This window comes from Frigidibacter sp. (assembly GCF_030695035.1).
In the GTDB taxonomy this organism is placed as follows: domain Bacteria; phylum Pseudomonadota; class Alphaproteobacteria; order Rhodobacterales; family Rhodobacteraceae; genus Frigidibacter.
This window is the reverse complement of sequence record NZ_JAUYTT010000022.1, coordinates 24,683-42,524: the sequence shown is the minus strand read 5'-3', so window position 1 is coordinate 42,524 and position 17,842 is coordinate 24,683. Positions and strand designations below refer to the sequence as shown.

Genomic DNA, 17,842 nt, shown 5'->3' with positions numbered 1-17,842 from the left:
AGTTGATACGGAAGCTTTTCCTCAGCCCGGTGACGTTCAGAAGGACCTCGTTCATGGTGCACCTTCGGGAAAATGGCAGCTGACCAGCGTGTCCGACACCAGTCGGACTTCGGGGGCCACGCTCCGACATATCTCACGCGCCTGCGGGCAGCGCGGTGCGAAGGCGCAGCCGGCGAGGATCTCGCCCGGGCGGGGCGGCAGGCCGGGGATCTCCTGCAGCCTCCCGGCTTGATCTGCGCCTGCCTCTGGCAGACAGGCCAGAAGCCCCCGCGTATAAGGATGGCGCGGGGCGCGGAACAGCGGCGCGACATCGGCTTGCTCGATGATCTGGCCGCCATACATCACTGCCACCCGGTCGGCCACTTCCGAAACCACGCCCAGATCATGGGTGATCAGAAGGACCGCCATGCCGTTGCGGTCACGCAGTTCAAGAAGCAGCTTCAGGATCTGTGCCTGGATCGTCACGTCCAGCGCTGTCGTGGGTTCGTCGGCGATCAGCAGGTCCGGCTCGCAAGCCAGCGCCATGGCAATCATCACCCGCTGGCGCAGCCCGCCCGACAGGTTGTGGGGATATTCTGCGGCCCGGCGCCGCGCGTCGGGCATCCGCACCAGTTCGAGAAGCTGAAACACACGGTCCCGCACCTCGGGTCCGGTGGCGCTGCCATGGGTCCGTATCATTTCTCCAATCTGCCGCTCGACAGTCATCAGCGGGTTGAGCGAGGTCATGGGCTCCTGAAAGACCAGAGCGGCCTTGCGCCCGCGAAGGGCCCGCAGCCCGCGCTGCCGCAGCGACAGCACATCAGTATCGCCCAGCCGGATTGACCCGCCGGTGATCTCTACGGCCTGCGGCAGAAGGTTCAGGATCGAAAAGGCGGTCATCGTCTTGCCGGACCCCGATTCACCGACCAGCGCAACAATCTCGCCCCGGGAAATCGACAGGTCCAGCCCGTTGACGATCAGCGCCGAAGGGTCTTGGCCACGCAGCCCGATCTTCAGCCCGCGAATTTCAAGAATGGGAGTCATCTGTTGCGCGACCTCGGGTTCAGGGCGTCGTTCAGGCCTTCGCCAACCAGATTGATCGCCAGCACCGCTGCCAGAACCGCAAAACCCGGCAGGGCAGTGATGTACCAGTCCGTGCGCAGCACCTCTCGTCCGCTGGCAATGACATAGCCCCAGCTCATGGCATTCGGGTCGCCCAGACCCAGAAACGACAGCCCCGCCTCAAGCAGGATGGCCGAAGCGATCATCAGCGATCCCGAAACCACGATGGGCGTCATTGCGTTGGGCAGAAGTTGGGTCAGGATAATGCGCAGATCGGACATGCCCATCAGGGTTGCAGCCTGGACGAACTCGCGTGGCATCAGTTGCAAGAACTGAGCCCGTACCAGACGCGCCAGCGGCGGCCATGACACGAGGCTGATCGCGATGACGATGGTCCCGAGCGTCGGCCCGAAGGCCGCGACCACCACAACCGCCAGGACAAAGGGCGGGACGGTCTGAAACACTTCGGTGAAGCCCATCATGATCCGGTCCACGGCGCCGCCGAAATAGCCGGCGGTCGCGCCGACAAACGTGCCAAGGACCGTCGCCACCAGCGTCGCGGCCAGACCGATGAACAGCGAAACTTGTGCGCCGTAAAGCAGCGCAGCCAGCAGGTCACGCCCCAGCACATCTGTGCCCAGTGGAAATTTCGGATTTTCGACCGGCCAAAGCAGCGGCCTGCCTGCCAGTTTCCATGGCCCCTGCGGATAGAAAATAGAAGCCGACGCCGCCATGGTCACGATGACAAGCAGCAGCAGCACCCCGGCGACCGCCGCCTTGTGGCGCAGGAACCTGCGCAGAAAGCTGTTTCGTCTGTCGGTCATTTCATGGGGATCCTGGGGTCGATCAGCCGATAGGCAATCTCGGTCATGATGTTGATGACGATCACCATGATCGCACAGATGAACAGCAGGCCCAGAAGCAGGTTCAGGTCGCGCTGGAAGACCGCTGTGTAAGCAAGCCGCCCCAGCCCGGGCCAGGCAAAAACCGTCTCGACCAGCACTGCGCCGCCGAGCATCGCGCCGATCTGCAACCCCAGCATGGTGACCATCGGCAAGATGGCGTTGCGAAGCACATGGCGATAGGCGATGGCGCTTTCGCTCAGGCCCTTGGACCGGGCAGTGGTGACGAAATCCTGCCCAGAGACCTCAAGCATCGAGGCACGCATCAAGCGGACGTAGAAGGCCGTCAGGTAAAGGCCAAGGATCGTCGCCGGCATGATCATGTGCAAAAGGATATCGACCGCGCGTCTGAGCCCGGTATAGCCAGCTGAAATCGTCTCCATCCCGCTGGAGGGCAGCCAGCCCAGCTTTACCGAGAACAGAACCACCATCATCAGACCCAGCCAGAACACCGGCGTGGCGTAGGCAATCAGCGAGGTGATCGAGATGAGATAATCGGGCCAGCGGTTTACCATCCGCGACGCCAATACACCAAGCACCACACCCGAGCCGAAGGCCATCAGGATCGAGGTGAGCATCAGAAGCAGCGTGGGCCACAGATGCGTCAGAAGAAGCTCGGTCACCGGCACGCCGTAACGGAACGAATAGCCGAGATCGAGCTGGAACATGTTCCACATGTACAGGCCGAAGCGCAGAATCAGGGGCTGGTCCAGCCCATATTTCGCCCGCACCTCTGCCAGGAATTCCGGCGAGGCGCCGCCGGCCTCTCCGGCCAGCACATCGGCCATGTCGCCGGGCGCAAGGTTCGCCACGACGAAATTCATCGCCACCACACCGATCAGGATCGGGATCGCCTGAATCAGCCGGCGCAGCGCGAAACGGGCGATCGACATCATCAACATGGCGAACCCGCCTTCCGTTGCAACCGCACCAGCGGGACGCCTTCCCCGAACATCAAGTTTCGCCGGTTCGCGCTCATGATGCCGCGGCCTTTGCCCTATGGAACCGTCGCAAGCCGAAATCGGCCATCTGTGCGGGAATTTCGCCCTTGTCTACCCAATCCGCCACGGTCTCCAGATGCACTGCGGCCAAGGAGACGCCGCTGTGGCAGGTCACCAGAAAGGCATCGGGGGCGACTTCGTCATAGATCGGGCTGGCATCGGGCGAGATGATGCGCAAGGCGCCCCAGCTTCGCAGCACGTTGACCCGTTTCAGGAAGGGAAAGAAGGCCAATGCGTCGCTGGCGATGCGGCGGGTCACCTCTTGACTCGTCGCTGTGTCATGACCGGAATCCTCTTCCCAGCTGCCGCCGATCAGCATCGTGCCGTCAGGCGTGTGGCGGGCCTGTTCCATGACGAGGTCGAAGACCTTCGGCACCCGCTCGGTAACAAGGATCTGGCCCCTGACCGGCTTGACGGGAATGTCCACGCCCAGCATCCGGCCCAGATCAGCATTCCCAAGACCTGCGGCCAGAACAATTCGTTCGGCTTCGATGCTGTCACATCCCGTCTCCAGCCGATAGCCCCGGGCGGTCGCGGTGATCGCCTTGACCCCCGCCCCCGGAAGATAGCTGCCGCCCAGCTTGCCAAAGGCCCGGTGCAGGGCATGAAAGAGTCGCAGAGGATCGGCTTGCCCGTCATAGGGCGAATAGCTGCCCCCCGCGACGTCGGGCCCGATTTGCGGCACCAGTTCACGCAGCGCCTTGTTGTCCAGCATGGAATAGCTGTAGGCACCTCGGACATTCTGCGCCACCGTCGCCATTTTCTTGGCCCGCAAGGCAAGATCTTCCTCGCTGCGGCAGAGAAACAGCCCACCTGGCTGCTCAAGCGCCACGTCGATCCCGGTAAAGTCCTGCAGCCATTCTGCCAGATCGGGCCAGATCTCGACCGCACCCATCGCCCAAGGCGTATACAGCGGCAGCATGTCGCCCTTGCCCTGCACCCAGACAAGCCCGAAGTTGCCCCGGCTGGCGCGGCTGGCGCCATCGCCTTCGTCGATGACAACGACCTGGCGGCCAAGGCGCATCAATCCGGTCGCCACGGACAGCGCGACAGTTCCACCACCGATGACCGCGATTTCCGCCTTATGCGATGTGTTCATCGACCGGCTCCTCCATCGGCAGCTCGTCCGCCAGCTCGATCAGCGACATCGGCTTGAGCGGGAAGCGGATGTGATAGCCGCCGACCGCCCTCGGTCTCAGCCCGGTTTCCTCGGCAATCAGCCTCGTGACCACGTTGCCGCAGATCCGGCCCTGGCAAAGACCCATGCCACAGCGGGTAAAAACCTTGGCCTGCGCTGGCCCGCGCGCGCCGTCGCGCACCGCCTGGCGCAGGGCGCCGGCTGTCACCTGCTCGCAGCGGCAGATCATCGTCTCATCCGTGATCGGCGCGGCAAAGGCCAGACCCGGGCGATAGGCCCGGTCCAGAAAGGCACGGAACCTACGCTCGCGGTTCAGGGCCCTCCGAGCGGCCTCGACCGCACCCCCCGCCTCGTCGTCGAGCCTGCAGCCAAGATCCTGAGCAATCTTCATCGCCGCCAGCCTTGCCGAATGCGGCGCAGCGCTGGCCCCCAGAATACCTGCCGCATCGCCGATGATGAACGTCCCTTGGCGCGAGCTTTCACCATAGGCATCGGTTTCCGGTATCAGACACCGTTCGTGCTCGTCCCAGCGATGCTTGCAGTCTAGCGCAAGGCCCAGCTGTGTGTTCGGGATGACACCCTCATGGAAAAGCACCATGCGGACGTCGAGGCTGGCCGAGCTGCCGTTCCGCCGCGTGTAGCGGATCGCCTGAACAGCGTCGCTGCCGCGCGCCTCCAGCCGCGTGACGCCGGAGATGACGGGGATACCCGCCAGCCTCAGCCGTGCCATGTAAGAGAGCCCCTTCGCCACCGCCCCGGCATTGCGGGCCAAGGTAGGAAGATGTGACAGCCCGATGCCGAGGGGCGCTGCCTCTGAATTGGTATCCAGCACGGCCAGCGGCCGCGAGCCAAGGGCAAGAAGCTGACAGGCCATCAGCAGGACAAGCGGTCCGGTCCCACAGAGCACATAGTCGCCAGCCGGAACGACACGAGACTGCTTCAGCATCAGCTGGAAAGCCCCCGCGCCCATGATGCCCGGAAGCTCCCAGCCCGGGAAGGGCACCGGACGCTCGATGGCCCCTGTGGCCAAAACCAGCCGCGCGGCCGTTATCCGGTGCAACCTGCCGTGCTGCAGGTAATGGATCGTCTCGCCCGCAACGCGCGAGACGCTGCAGCCATAACGGGCGGGCACACCGCTTGCGGCGAAACCCCGTGCCTCTGCCACGCCGCGGGCGTAATCGCCTCCCAGAACGGACGCGGCCTCCTGCGGTCGGTCCAGCGCCGACGCATGGACATTGCCTCCCGGACCCGCGCGCTCATCCAGCACAAGGACACGCAGGCCCAACGCCTTCAGATCCCTGGCGGCCGCCATGCCGGCCGGGCCGGCCCCGATGATCGCCACGTCCACCGTTTCGGTCATCGCTGGGGCCCCTCCCCGCCGGGCTGCCCCGTTGCAAGGCCGATCTGGCGACAGATCCGCATTCCCTCTCGCGCCGGCATCAGGCAACCTTGGCAGTTTGCAACCCCGTCGACCTCGACCAGGCAGTCAAAACAAACGCCCATCATGCAAAAAGGCGCCCGCGGCGCGTCGTCCAGCAGAGTACGCCGATAAACTGCATGACCAGCCATGAGGACGGCCGTGGCGACAGTGTCGCCTTGGCGCAGTTCTACCGGGATGCCATCGACGGTCACCGTAAGGGCGGGCATGTCTTTGGCAGCGCGGCGCAAGAGAGGAGGCGGGACAAGCATGGTACGGGTCCGTTGATACAGGGTCTGGTGCGAAAGGCGTATCAGACCGCCGCGGTGAACTGCATTTCGACCAGGATTTCGGGCAGCGCGAAATCTGCCCCGACCGTCACCCTGGCGGGTGGCGCGGCACCGTCCATCCACTCGATCCAGGCCAGGTTCATCTCATCGAAATCCCCGGTGTCGCGCAGGAATATCTGCGTCAGCAGCAGATTGCCCCGGTTCGTCCCCACAGTTTCCAGCAGAGCATCCGCCTTGTTAAGGATCTGCAGGGTCTGCCCATGGGTGCCCTGGCTTTTGTCATCTGCGGTGATGCCGGAAAGATAGGCAGTCGCGCCATGCACGACGACGCGGCTGAGTTTCTGGTTCGACTGGTGGCGGGTGATATCGGCCATGATCGGGCTTTCGGTTGGAGAGAGGCAGGACGGGCTGTGGCGGCGCCTGCTTGGCGCTGGGGCCGGTGCGGTTCAGGCCTCGGACATCTGGGCGACCGGCGACGGGTTCTGGAAGAAGCGATCGGGGCGGAATGCGTCAAGATCGGCGTGCCACTCGCCACGCACCACCTCATCGGCAACGGCGCGGCCTAGATAGGGCGAGATCGTCACCCCGCTATGCGTCACCGCCATGTAATGGCCTTCCAGCCCCGGCATCGCACCGGCACAGGTGAACCCGTCCGCCGGATAGGGCCGCACCGTGCTGCGGAGCGCTTCCAGTTCCACCGCCTCCAGCGCCGGCAGCACCTCGCGCGCAGAGCGCAACAACTCGGCCGCCTGCGGGCTGTCAGTCGCCAGTGGCTCGGGGCCTTTCATCGTCGCATCGACCGAGATCTTGTGAATCATGATGCGTCCGGCGCCATCGGGGCGAATATCCAGATCGTCGGCGTGAAGCTGGCTGCGCAACGTCAGCGCCACGGGGGACGTGAAGCCAAGCACGCCGATGGTCGACTCCAGAGGGATGCCCTGCGCGTCGCCCAGACTCGCATCGGCCCAGCCCCCGGTACAGTTCACCACCGCATCAGCGGCAAAATTGCGGCCGTCAGCGAGGCGCACCCGCCGCACCTTGCCACCCTCGGACTCGATCACCGTCACCCTGGAGAATTCCAGAACCTCGGCACCCCAGCGCTCTTTCGCGGCCCGCAGCAGCCAGGCGCAGTAGAGCGCGGGATCGACCCAGCCCTCTTCGGGGAAATAGGAGATCGGCCCCTCGCCGATGCCGGCGATGTTCACCTCGGGCTCCATCCTTGCCAGTGTCTCGCGGCTGATCCATTCGATGCCATAGCCCCACTCCTTCATCTGGCGAAAGTTCTCCAGATAGGCGGGCTGGTCCTCGGCCCGGTTGCGCCATTCGACGCTGCCGGTCTGGGTGAACCACGGCGTAGTGCCGAAGTCGCGCCGCAGCTCCAGATGCGCGCGCATCCCGGCCACGTTCAGGTCATAATACGCGCGGGGAAACTTGGTCGTCGCATTGGTCCAGGCGAAACTGATCGAGGAGGTGGCGCCCGCCACCCGGCCCGCTTCCAGCAGCGTAACCTTCGCCCCGGCCTTGGCGCATTCATAGGCGACAGAGCATCCGACTATGCCCGCTCCGACCACGACAACCTGCATTTCCTGTCCTCCGCATCATCCGGGGGGTAATATCTCAGGATTGCACAGGGCCATCAATTGCGTGCGCCGGTGACTGTTGTCGTCAAAAGTTATGAACTCAGTTGAACCGGCACCCGGGACATCAGCCCGGCGCTTTAGCGCCTTTCGGGCCGAGGCTCCGGTGGTGGCAGGAGTGGCGTGGCGTTTTGTTCCTCCATCGCCATGTTTTGGACCAGTCCAGACGAGGTTTCTTGGGGGGACATGCCCTTTCGTTCACCGCTGCATCCGAAAGGTTATCAATTCTCGCTGCCCGTATCGGGACTGAAGATGATAACATTTCCCGCTATAGAGGATGAACAGACACGAGAAGGCTGATGGACCGAACCCAACTCGACCCGCAGCCGAATTTCCTGCTGCTTGACCGGGCAGTGATCAAGCAGGTGATGAGCCTCGATGCCGCGCTCGACTGTGCCGAACAGGCGCTGCGCAAAACGTCGAATGGAATTGCCCATCAAGATGTCCGGCGCACTCTGATGCTGCCAGGGGCGGCGGGCAGCTGTTTGTCGATGATGTATGCGGACCTTGCCGATCAACCGCTCTTTGGCGCCAAGGTTCTGTCGGTCTTCCCCGACAACTTCGCTCATGGCTATGGTTCGCATCGCGGCGTGGTGGTGCTGTTTGAAAAGTCCCGCGGCCGCCCTGTCGGGCTGATTGACGGCGGAGAGCTGACCGGCTGGCGCACCGCTGCCGCCAGCGCCGTCGCGACCCGCGCCCTGTCGCGCCCTGAAAGCGAGACGCTTGCCCTGATGGGATACGGCGAGCAGGCGCGGCGCCATATTGCAACCCTTGCGCAGGTCAGGCCTATCCGCCGCTTGCGGATCTGGGGCCGCAACCGGCACAAAGCCGAGGCATTCGCCCGCGAGCAGGCTGACGCCGGGTTCGAGGTCGAGGCCTTCTCTGACGCGCGTGAGGCGGTGTCGACGGCAGATATCATCTGCACCGTGACGTCCTCCGAGACGCCGGTTCTTTCGGGCGACTGGTTGCCAAAGGGTGTGCATGTGAACGCCGTTGGCGCCAGCGTTCCATCCTGCCGCGAGCTCGATCTTGGATGTGTGCTGCGCGCCAGCATCTGGGTGGACTACATGCCCATGGCGCTGACTGCCGCGGGTGAGTTGGTCGAGGCCATCGCTCAAGGCGCGATCACCAAGGATCACCTGCGCGGCGAAATCGGCGCGGTGCTTGAGGGAAGCGCCCCGGGCCGTGAGTGTCCTGAGGACATTACGATCTACCGCTCACTCGGAGTTCCGGCCCAGGACATAGAGCTGGCGAATTTCCTGTACAACGCCGCACGCCAGCAGGGGCTCGGCACTCAAGTGGAGCTCAGCCTATGACCCCCCGGCTTCCAAGCCAGCGCGCTCTTTTCGCCATCCCTTCCGAGGTCGCCTATCTGGACGCGGCTTACCTATCGCCGGTCCCGATCGCTGCCGCTGAAGCCGGGGCGGCCGCCGCCCGCATCAAGGCCCGCCCCTGGGAGATGACCATCGACGCCTTCTATGATGAGGTGGAAGAGGCCCGCCGCCTCGCGGCCGAGATGATCGGAGCCGGCGCCGACGAGATCGCGCTGACTGCGGCCACCAGCTACGGCATGTCCATCGCGGCGGCGAATGTGCCGGTGCCCGCCGGATCGGCCATCGTGATGATGGAGAACGAACATACTTCGCACCGCTATGTCTGGTACGAGCTGGCCGAACGCAACGATGCCCATGTGGTGATCGCGCCCAAGCCGCAGGACGGCGATTGGACTGCGGCGCTGATCGGCGCGATCAAGGGCTCGCCCTATCCCGTTGCGGTTGTCGCAGGATCACTGGTTCACTGGTTCGAGGGGATACTGCTTGATCTTGAGGCGGTGGCGGAGGCCAGCCGGGCCGCGGGGGCCTGTCTGGTGGTCGACGGCACGCAATGGGTGGGCGCCCTGCCCTTCGATGTGCGGCGGGTGCGGCCGGATTTCCTGGCTTTCGCCACCTACAAGTTCCTGCTTGGCCCCTATCGTCAGGCATTCCTTTATGCCGACAAGCGCTGGCACGAGACGGGGGTGCCCCTCGAACACCACTCCTGGAACCGGATCGGCGGCGAGAAGCCGGATTTCTATCTGGTGAACAAGCCCGGTTTCATGGCGGGGGCACGACGGTTCGACATGGGCCAGAGGTCTGATTTCGCCACGCTTCCCACCACCATTGCCGCGCTGAAGCTACTGCTGGGTTGGGGGCTTGAATCCGTGGCAGAGCGGCTTGGCCATCTGAACGGGCTGATCTGGGATCAAGCCGAGGGCCGCGGCCTGATCGCTGCCCGGCCCGCCTGCCCCATCCCGCATATCGCCATCCTGGAAATTGGCGACCAGCTTGCCCCGGATGCCGGCCCCCGGCTCAAGGCCGCTGGCGTACATGTCACCCTGCGTGGCAGCAAGATGCGGGTTTCTCCGCATGTCTACAATGACGCGGATGACATCGCGCGGCTGTTTGAAAACCTTGCCCTGCGCTAGCTGCAGTCAACCCGCGATCAGCCCTTCGATCCCGTCATCCACCTCTTTCATATAGGTGCGGCTGCTGTGGATCAGAAGGTCGTGGAATGCGTCCGACGCGGTCGAGGCGATGACCCCCCAGGGCCGATAAACGCTGAGCCTGACTTCCAGTTTCGGCAGGAACCGTCTGATCTCGATCTGACGGTCCCGGGCCATCCAGGCGGACAGCCGGTCGACAATGGCGACACCGGCACCACTCGCCACCAAGCTCAGGCAGGCGCTGGACAAGGCGACCTCGACTTTCAGGTTCCGCCGCACCTGGCTTGCCTCGCACAGCGCGTCAAGCTGGCGGCGCATCGGATCACCCGAGCCCATGGAGATAAAGTCCAACCCGTGCAGGTCTTCGGGACTGACAACGTCCTTGCGAGCCAGCACGTGACCTGCCGGCATCACACAGACAGGCTCGGTATCGACCAGCACCCTGCGCGAGACCGAGGGTATCTCTTCCGCGCTGGTCGCCGCGATGCCGATATCGAGCTGATTGCGGCTGGCCCGCTGGATGACGGTGGTTGAACTCCGGATATCCATCGCTATCGACACCGTCGGGTGCTGGCGGGCAAACTCGGCAATGATCGAGGGCAGCAGGGTGACACCGAAGGCCGGCAGCGCGCAGATGTTCAGCCGGCCGCTGCGCAATTCGCGGATCTCCTGCGCGGCGCGGGAAATGGCGCGGGCAGATTCGAAGACGCGCTGCACCTCGGCGTAAAGCATATGAGCTTCGGGCGTCGGCACCAGCCGCTGGCGACTTATGCGGAAAAGCTGGAAGCCCGCCTTTTCTGCCAGCAGCTGCAGGGTTTTGCTGACCGCCGGCTGGGTGACGTCCAGCGCATCCGCCGCCTTGGTTGTGGTGCCGTGCAGCATGACCGAAGCGAAGAATTCGATCTCGCGGGGGGAAAACTCGACTCCGCCCGGTTTGATAGCCCTGTCGCCGTTATCCATCTTCACCGCTCCGCCCTGGGCAAGCGCCAGAAACATGTCGCCTGGATGAACCTTAAGTGCCACAGCAGAGCATCTCAACGCAAATTGGGCATGAGTTTATTCCTGGAGATTATACCGCTCAAGAAGACATCGTTTCAGCAGGCGCCGCCGGGATTTCAGGCGCCGTTGACCGGGATCAGCCGGCAATCATCGGCAGACCTACGTGCGCAAAGCGCGCCTGCAGCGAGGCGATGCTGGTCCGAGCAGGCCAGCATCAGCGGCTCGGGCCTCCGTGATGATGTTGCGCCCTGCGGTGGACCTCTTGCTGCCGGGCTTCTAAAGTCCTGCGAAGCATCGGAGGACCCGTGGATGCAAGCTGCCCGGCCGCCCCGCGGCACCCATCACGACCGCATCCTGACCGGGTTGCGCGACCGGATCACCAGCGGCGAATGGCAGCCGGGGTTCCAGCTGCCGTTCGAGACGCAGCTGGCCGAAAGCCATGGCGTCTCGCGTATGACGATGAACAAGGTCTTGGCGCAGCTGACGCGCGAGGGCTTTTTGGTGCGGCGCAAGAAGCTGGGCACCTTCGTCGCCCGTCCGATGGCGCAGGCGGCGGTAATGGAGATCACGGACATCGAGGCAGAGGTGGCGGCGCTGGGGCTGGACTGGCGCTTCGATCTGCTGGAACGCAGCCTGCGCCTGCCTTTGCCGGAGGAGGCGCTCTCGGCCCGGATCGAGGCGCCGGGCGGCAAGATCCTGGCCCTGCGCGGGGTGCATCACGCCGGGGGCCTGCCGTTCTGCCACGAGGCGCGGATTATCAACCCCGAAGCGGCCCCTGCGGCGCTGGATGCAGATTTCCGCCAGACTGCGCCCGGGGCCTGGTTGCTGCGCGAGGTTCCCTGGTCCTCGGCCGAGCACCGCATCCGCGCCGTTCCCGCCGCGCCGCAGGTGGCGCGCGATCTGGGGCTGGCATCGGGCGCGGCCTGTCTCGAGGTCACCCGGCGGACCGAGATTGCCGGGCAATGGGTGACGCTGGTGACCCAGACCTATCCGGGGGACCGCCACCAGCTTGTCGCGCAGTTCGGCCCGCGGGATGCGGCTGGCTGAAGCCTAGCCGCGGCGGAGGGTCACGAGGATCGCCGGCACGCCCTGAAGCTGCCTCCGCAGCGCCGGGCTGGCTTGGGCCAGATCGAGCAGATCGAGCCGCGACAGGCCGCCGCCCGCCGCCAGAAGCAACGCCAGACGGGCCAGAGGCGCCTCTGCCAGCGGTTCGGGCGGCAGAGGCAGCGGGCTCCGCGTCACCTCGGCGCGCAAGGGGCGGCGCACCATGACGTTGAAGTCAAGGACCGGGGCCCCGGTCAGCGTGGCGCTGCAGGGCACTTCGCCCGGAAAGGCCAGTGGCGGGCTCTGGGCGTCCAGCTCTCGCTCCACCCCCGCCAGCGACAGGCGCATGGGTCCGCCCTCGATCACGGTCAGCACCCGGTCGATGCCGGGAAAGGCCGAGAAGGGCCCGTCGCTGGCAACGAGGGCGGTCGAGATTCGCCAATCGAAATCCTCGAAACCCGCATGGGGCGGCGACACCACGATCTCTGCCGTCTCGCCGCCGCCGTTCTTCCAGGGCCGGAACATCCGCCCCCTGGCCGGGTAGACGGCGCTCATCCCAGGATGCCCGGCAGGCGCAGGTTGTGCAGGCGGGCGCAGTCCACGGCGCTGGCATAGCCGGCATCGGCATGACGCATCACGCCCGAGGCCGGGTCGTTCCACAGCACCCGTTCCAGCCGCCGCGCCGCATCTTGGGTGCCATCGGCGACGATCACCACCCCTGCATGTTGGGAAAAGCCCATGCCGACACCGCCACCATGATGGATCGACACCCATGTCGCCCCCGACGCGGTATTTGTCAGGGCATTCAGCAACGGCCAGTCCGACACGGCATCCGAGCCGTCCATCATCCCCTCGGTCTCGCGGTTCGGACTGGCGACGGAGCCGGAGTCGAGATGGTCGCGGCCAATGACGATCGGGGCCTTCAACTCGCCGCTGGCCACCATCTCGTTGAACATCAGCCCCGCGCGGTGCCGGTCGCCAAGGCCGATCCAGCAGATCCGGGCGGGCAGCCCCTGGAACGCGATCCGCTCGGCCGCCATGTCGAGCCAGCGGTGCAGGTGGGCGTTCTCGGGAAACAGCTTCTTCATGGCCGCGTCGGTTTTGGCGATATCCTCGGGGTCGCCCGACAGGGCCACCCAGCGGAACGGGCCGATGCCCTGGCAGAACAGCGGCCGGATGCAGGCGGGCACGAAACCGGGGAAGGCGAAGGCGCGCGCAAAGCCCTCTTCCAGCGCCATCTGCCGGATGTTGTTGCCATAATCGACCGTGGGCACACCCGCGTCATGAAAGCCGACCATCGCCTCGACATGAGCGCGCATGGAGGCGCGGGCGGCCTTCTCCACCCCCGCCGGATCGCTCGACTGCGCGGCCTGCCAGGTGCCGACGCTCCAGCCCGCCGGGCAATAGCCATGCACCGGATCATGGGCCGATGTCTGGTCGGTGACGATATCGGGGCGACCGTTCGGCAGCGCCTCGCCGGCCAGCTGGCGGCGCAGGATCTCGGGGAAGATCTCGGCGGCATTGCCCAGAAGCCCGACCGATTTCGCCTCGCCCTTGGCCGTCCATCCGGCGATCAGCGCCAGCGCCTCGTCCAGCGTTCGTGCCTTGGCATCGACGTACCCTGTGCGCATCCGGAAATCGATCCGGGTCTCGTCCACCTCGACTGCAAGGCAGCACGCCCCGGCGAAGACCGCCGCCAGCGGCTGCGCGCCGCCCATGCCGCCAAGCCCGCCCGTCAGCACCCATTTCCCGGTGAGGTCGCCACTGTAGTGCTGGCGACCCAGTTCGGCGAAGGTCTCGTAGGTGCCCTGCACGATGCCCTGCGCGCCGATATAGATCCAGGACCCGGCCGTCATCTGGCCGTACATCATCAGGCCCTTGCGATCGAGCTCGTTGAAATGCTCCCAGGTCGCCCAACGCGGCACGAGGTTGGAATTGGCGATCAGCACGCGCGGCGCGTCCTTGTGGGTGCGCACGATGGCGACGGGCTTGCCCGATTGCACCAGCAGCGTCTCGTCCTCCTCAAGATCGCGCAGGGCATCGCAGATCAGGTCGAAATCCTTCCAGGTGCGCGCGGCGCGGCCGATGCCGCCATAGACCACCAGTTCATGCGGGTTCTCCGCCACGTCGGGATGCAGGTTGTTCATCAGCATCCGCAGCGGCGCCTCGGTCAGCCAGCTTTTGGCGCTGATCGTGGTGCCGGTGGCCGGATAGATGTCGCGGATGTTGTGGCGCGGATCGGTCATGGCAGCGGCCTTTCAGGAACGGGACAAGCGCGGGGCGAGCGCGGCCAGCGTGGTCAGGATTTCGCCAAGGGTGTCGCGCAGCCGCGCGGCCTTGCCGGGGTGAAGCTCGAAGGGCGGGGTCTCGGTCGCGAGATGGGTGATCTGCGCCAGCTCCATCTGGATCGCATGGACCCCGGTTTCGGGGCGGCCATAATGGCGGGTAGTCCAGCCGCCGCGGAACCGGCCGTTGAGGATGCTGGTGAACCCGGGTGCGGCGCGGCAGATGTCGTGCACTGCCGCCTCCAACCCCGGCGCGCAGCTGCGGCCACTGTCGGTGCCGATGTTGAAATCCGGTAGGATGCCGTCGAACAGCCAGGGAATCCGCGAGCGGATCGAGTGGCAGTCATAGAGAACCGCAACCCCGTGCAGCGCCCTGACCCGTGCGATCTCGGCCGTGAGGGCGGCGTGATAGGTCCGGTGGATCTGATCCAGCCATTGCGCCGTATCGGCCGCGGTCGGCGCGCGCCCCTCTTGCCAGATCTCCACATTGTCGAAGGTGGTCAGCGGGATCAGCCCGGTCGTGGTCTGCCCCGGATAGAGGCTGGCGCCCGACGGATCGCGGTTGAGGTCGATGACATAGCGCGACTGGGTGGCGGTGATCGTGGTCACCCCAGGCAGCAGCCCGGTATAAAGCTCATGGATATGCCAGTCGGTATCGCGCAGCAGGCGGCCCTCGTCGTTCAGCCGCTCTGCCACGGCCTCGGGCAGGCCGGTGCCGACATGGGGAAAGGCGAGGATGACGGGGCTGTCGCCGCGGCTGACGCGGAACGGCTCCATCAGCCCACCTCCGGCAGCAGGCCGGCCGCCGCCGGCTCCAGCGCGCCTGTCGCCACCAGGGCGCCGGCCGCCTCCATGTCATTTCCCATGAACCTGTCCGCCTCCAGCACCGGGATACGGCTGCGGATCGCGGCAATCGCGGTTTCCAGCCGGGGCGAGGTCTTCAAAGGCCCGCGCAGATGCACACCCTGCGCCGCGATCATCGCCTCGACCCCGATGATCCAGAACAGGTTCTGCGTCATCGGCAACAGGCGGCGCGCGCCGTGGCAGGCCATCGAGACGTGATCCTCCTGATTGGCAGAGGTGGGGGTACTGTCGACCGATGCCGGATGGGCCATCTGCTTGTTCTCGCTCATCAATGCGGCGGTCGTGACCTCGGCGATCATCATGCCGGAATTGAGCCCGGGCTTTGGCGTCAGGAACCCCGGCAGCCCATAGGACAGCGCCGGATCGACCAGCAGCGCCACACGGCGCTGCGCGATGGCGCCGATCTCGGCCACCGCCAGCGCGATGATGTCAGCGGCGAAGGCCACCGGCTCGGCATGGAAATTGCCGCCCGAGACGACGGAGCCATCCATCAGAACCAGCGGATTGTCGGTGGCGGCATTGGCCTCGATCTGCAGCGTGGCGGCGGCATGGCGCAGGATGTCGAGCGCGGCCCCCGCAACCTGCGGATGGCAGCGGATGCAGTAGGGATCCTGCACGCGCTCGTCGCCGGTCACATGGCTGTCGCGGATCTGGCTGCCCTCCAGCAGGCCCCGCAGGGCCCGGGCCACCTCGATCTGGCCGGAATGGCCGCGCAGGGTGTGGATTTCCGGGGTGAAGGGCGCGGTCGATCCCATGGCGGCATCGGTCGACAGCGCCCCGGTCACGATGGCGGCGCGCAAGGCCCGTTCGGCCCGGAACAGCCCCGCCAGCGCCAGGGCGGTGGAAACCTGCGTGCCGTTGATCAGGGCCAGCCCCTCTTTCGCGGCCAGAACCACGGGTGCCAGCCCAACCCGCGCCAGCGCCTCGGCGCCGGGCAGGCGGGTGCCGCCTACGACGGCCTCGCCCTCGCCGATCATCACGGCGGCCATATGGGCAAGCGGGGCCAGGTCGCCCGACGCCCCGACCGAGCCCTTTTCCGGGATCACCGGGATCACGCCCCGGGCCAGCATCTCGCCGATCAGCGCCACCACCTCGGGCCGCGTGCCAGATGCGCCCCGCCCGAGCGACATCAGCTTGAGCGTGAGCACCAGCCGCACCACATCCTCGGCCAGCGGGGCGCCGACGCCGCAGCAATGCGACAGGATCAGGTTGCGCTGCAGCGCCGCGACGTCGCCCGCCGGGATACGGATCGAGGCAAGCTTGCCAAAGCCGGTGTTCACGCCATAGACCGCCGCGTCGCCCGCGGCGACCTCGGCGATGCGGGCAGCGGACCGGGCGATGCCCGCCGCGGCCGAGGGGTCGAGGCCCGGGGTTTCGGCCAGCCAGTAGATCCGGCGCAACGTGGCAAGCGGGACCAATCCGGGGAGCAGCGTTTGGGGCACCATCAGACGATTTCTCCCTTGAAGATACGGGCATGGAGCGGGTTGAACCCCATCCGCGCCACGAGTTGGGCCGGGCTTTCGACATCCCACAGCGCCAGATCGGCCGACAGCCCAGGGGCGATGCGCCCGGTTTCCCGCCCGAGGCCAAGGGCACGGGCGGCATGGGTCGTCACCGCCGCAAGGCATTCCGGAACGGTCAGCCGGAACAGCGTTGCCCCCATGTTCATGGCCAGCAGAATCGAGCTGAGCGGCGAGGTGCCGGGATTGCAGTCGGTCGCCAGCGCCATCGGAACGCCGGCCGCGCGAAAGGCTGCGACCGGCGGCACCACAGTCTCGCGGAGGGTGAAGAACGCTCCCGGCAGCAGAACCGCCACCGTGCCCGATGCGGCCATCGCGCGGGCGTCCGCCTCGGTCGCATGTTCCAGATGATCGGCGGAGAGGGCGCCATGGCGGGCGGCGAAGGCGGTGCCGCCGGCATGGGAGAGCTGTTCGGAATGGATCTTCACCGGAATGCCAAGCTCCCGCGCCCGGCGATACAGCGGCTCGAGCTCGGCCGTGGAAAAAGCGATGCCTTCGCAAAAGCCATCGACCGCATCCACCAGCCCTTCGGCATGGGCAGCCTCCAGCCCGGCGATGGCGACCTCGCGGATATAGTCTTCGGCGCGGCCTGCGTAGTCCGGGGGCAAGGCATGGGCGGCCAGCCATGTGGTGCAGACCCGCACCCGGCGCAGATCGGCCAGCCGCCGCGCCGCGCGCAGCATGTTCATCTCGGCCTCGACCGACAGGCCGTAGCCAGATTTGATCTCGACGGTCGAGACGCCCTCGGCCAGCAGGTGATCGAGGCGCGGCAGGCTGGCCGCAACCAATGCCTCCGGGCCAAGCGCCCGTGTCGCCTGCATAGAGGCCTTGATCCCCCCGCCAGCCTTGGCGATCTCTTCGTAACTGGCGCCTTCGAGCCGCAGCTCGAACTCCCGTGCCCGGTCTCCGCCAAACACCAGATGAGTGTGGCAATCGATCAGGGCAGGCGTCATCAGGCGGCCGCCGCAATCGGCGACCCGCGCGCCATCACGGGGCAGGTCCGCCCCGATGGCAATTATCCTGCCCGCATCCGTCAGCAGCTCCAGCGCGCCGGGTTCGGAGGCAGGCGCCACGGCACCATCGACGGGGATGATGCGGGCATTCGTCCAAAGGGTTCTGGTCATGGTGCTCCCCCTGCCCTGCTGCCGGTCTGCCGCGCCCCGCGGCGGCCAGAATCATGCGTTGCCCTGCCTCTTGGCCGAGGTTGCGCTTCCCTCAAGTG

Annotated in this window: 17 protein-coding genes; 3 read left to right on the top strand and 14 right to left on the bottom strand. The window is 66.0% G+C overall.

Annotation, left to right across the window (positions count from 1 at the left end):
• Nucleotides 1-51: 51 nt before the first annotated feature.
• From Q8S30_RS18735 to Q8S30_RS18700, 8 genes are all read right to left on the bottom strand, one after another.
• Nucleotides 52-1,023 (bottom strand): ABC transporter ATP-binding protein, encoded by a 972-nt coding sequence (locus tag Q8S30_RS18735; RefSeq protein ID WP_305667541.1) that lies wholly within the window; start codon nt 1,021-1,023, stop codon nt 52-54.
• Nucleotides 1,020-1,865: an ABC transporter permease gene (locus tag Q8S30_RS18730; RefSeq protein WP_305667540.1), complete on the bottom strand. Its 846-nt coding sequence runs from the start codon at nt 1,863-1,865 to the stop codon at nt 1,020-1,022. Before Q8S30_RS18730 ends, Q8S30_RS18735 begins: the two co-directional genes overlap by 4 nt.
• Nucleotides 1,862-2,845, bottom strand: a complete 984-nt coding sequence (locus Q8S30_RS18725; protein ID WP_305667539.1) for an ABC transporter permease — start codon at nt 2,843-2,845, stop codon at nt 1,862-1,864. Before Q8S30_RS18725 ends, Q8S30_RS18730 begins: the two co-directional genes overlap by 4 nt.
• Before the next feature lie 73 nt (nt 2,846-2,918).
• A complete protein-coding gene (locus tag Q8S30_RS18720) occupies nt 2,919-4,043 on the bottom strand; it encodes an FAD-binding oxidoreductase (protein WP_305667538.1) in 1,125 nt (374 codons plus the stop codon).
• Nucleotides 4,027-5,442 (bottom strand): NAD(P)/FAD-dependent oxidoreductase, encoded by a 1,416-nt coding sequence (locus Q8S30_RS18715; protein WP_305667537.1) that lies wholly within the window; start codon nt 5,440-5,442, stop codon nt 4,027-4,029. The genes Q8S30_RS18720 and Q8S30_RS18715 overlap by 17 nt, the downstream gene beginning before the upstream one ends.
• Entirely contained in the window at nt 5,439-5,729 is a 291-nt protein-coding gene (locus Q8S30_RS18710) for a (2Fe-2S)-binding protein (protein WP_305667536.1), read from the bottom strand. The genes Q8S30_RS18715 and Q8S30_RS18710 overlap by 4 nt, the downstream gene beginning before the upstream one ends.
• Nucleotides 5,730-5,812: 83 nt before the next feature.
• Nucleotides 5,813-6,163 carry a RidA family protein gene (locus tag Q8S30_RS18705; RefSeq protein WP_305667535.1) on the bottom strand — a complete coding sequence of 117 codons (351 nt, stop codon included), beginning with the start codon at nt 6,161-6,163 and terminating at the stop codon, nt 5,813-5,815.
• A 72-nt stretch (nt 6,164-6,235) separates the two neighbouring features.
• Nucleotides 6,236-7,372, bottom strand: a complete 1,137-nt coding sequence (locus tag Q8S30_RS18700; RefSeq protein ID WP_305667534.1) for an FAD-binding oxidoreductase — start codon at nt 7,370-7,372, stop codon at nt 6,236-6,238.
• 353 nt (nt 7,373-7,725) lie between these two features.
• On the opposite strand from Q8S30_RS18700, the gene Q8S30_RS18695 reads away from it, so the two are divergent.
• Nucleotides 7,726-8,742, top strand: a complete 1,017-nt coding sequence (locus Q8S30_RS18695; protein ID WP_305667533.1) for an ornithine cyclodeaminase family protein — start codon at nt 7,726-7,728, stop codon at nt 8,740-8,742.
• On the top strand, nt 8,739-9,890 hold the full coding sequence (locus tag Q8S30_RS18690; protein ID WP_305667532.1) for an aminotransferase class V-fold PLP-dependent enzyme: 1,152 nt from the start codon (nt 8,739-8,741) through the stop codon (nt 9,888-9,890). Before Q8S30_RS18695 ends, Q8S30_RS18690 begins: the two co-directional genes overlap by 4 nt.
• A gap of 6 nt (nt 9,891-9,896) precedes the next feature.
• On the opposite strand, the gene Q8S30_RS18685 is transcribed toward Q8S30_RS18690, so the two are convergent.
• Nucleotides 9,897-10,904 (bottom strand): LysR substrate-binding domain-containing protein, encoded by a 1,008-nt coding sequence (locus Q8S30_RS18685; protein WP_305667531.1) that lies wholly within the window; start codon nt 10,902-10,904, stop codon nt 9,897-9,899.
• 312 nt (nt 10,905-11,216) lie between these two features.
• Here Q8S30_RS18685 and Q8S30_RS18680 point away from each other — a divergent pair, with 312 nt between their 5' ends.
• Nucleotides 11,217-11,954, top strand: coding sequence for a UTRA domain-containing protein (locus Q8S30_RS18680; RefSeq protein ID WP_305667530.1), 738 nt, complete (start codon nt 11,217-11,219; stop codon nt 11,952-11,954).
• Nucleotides 11,955-11,957: 3 nt separating this feature from the next.
• Here Q8S30_RS18680 and Q8S30_RS18675 read toward each other — a convergent pair whose 3' ends face one another.
• Genes Q8S30_RS18675 through hutI form a run of 5 tightly spaced genes read right to left on the bottom strand, consistent with a single transcriptional unit; the run spans nt 11,958 to nt 17,744 of the window.
• Nucleotides 11,958-12,506, bottom strand: a complete 549-nt coding sequence (locus tag Q8S30_RS18675; RefSeq protein ID WP_305667529.1) for a HutD family protein — start codon at nt 12,504-12,506, stop codon at nt 11,958-11,960.
• The gene (gene hutU, locus Q8S30_RS18670; protein WP_305667528.1) at nt 12,503-14,197 is read right to left on the bottom strand and encodes a urocanate hydratase; all 1,695 of its coding nucleotides are present in this window, start codon (nt 14,195-14,197) and stop codon (nt 12,503-12,505) included. The genes Q8S30_RS18675 and hutU overlap by 4 nt, the downstream gene beginning before the upstream one ends.
• Before the next feature lie 12 nt (nt 14,198-14,209).
• Entirely contained in the window at nt 14,210-15,013 is an 804-nt protein-coding gene (gene hutG, locus Q8S30_RS18665; RefSeq protein ID WP_305667527.1) for an N-formylglutamate deformylase, read from the bottom strand.
• Nucleotides 15,013-16,545 (bottom strand): histidine ammonia-lyase, encoded by a 1,533-nt coding sequence (gene hutH / locus Q8S30_RS18660; RefSeq protein WP_305667526.1) that lies wholly within the window; start codon nt 16,543-16,545, stop codon nt 15,013-15,015. Before hutH ends, hutG begins: the two co-directional genes overlap by 1 nt.
• Nucleotides 16,545-17,744 (bottom strand): imidazolonepropionase, encoded by a 1,200-nt coding sequence (gene hutI, locus Q8S30_RS18655; protein ID WP_305667525.1) that lies wholly within the window; start codon nt 17,742-17,744, stop codon nt 16,545-16,547. Before hutI ends, hutH begins: the two co-directional genes overlap by 1 nt.
• Nucleotides 17,745-17,842: the final 98 nt, after the last annotated feature.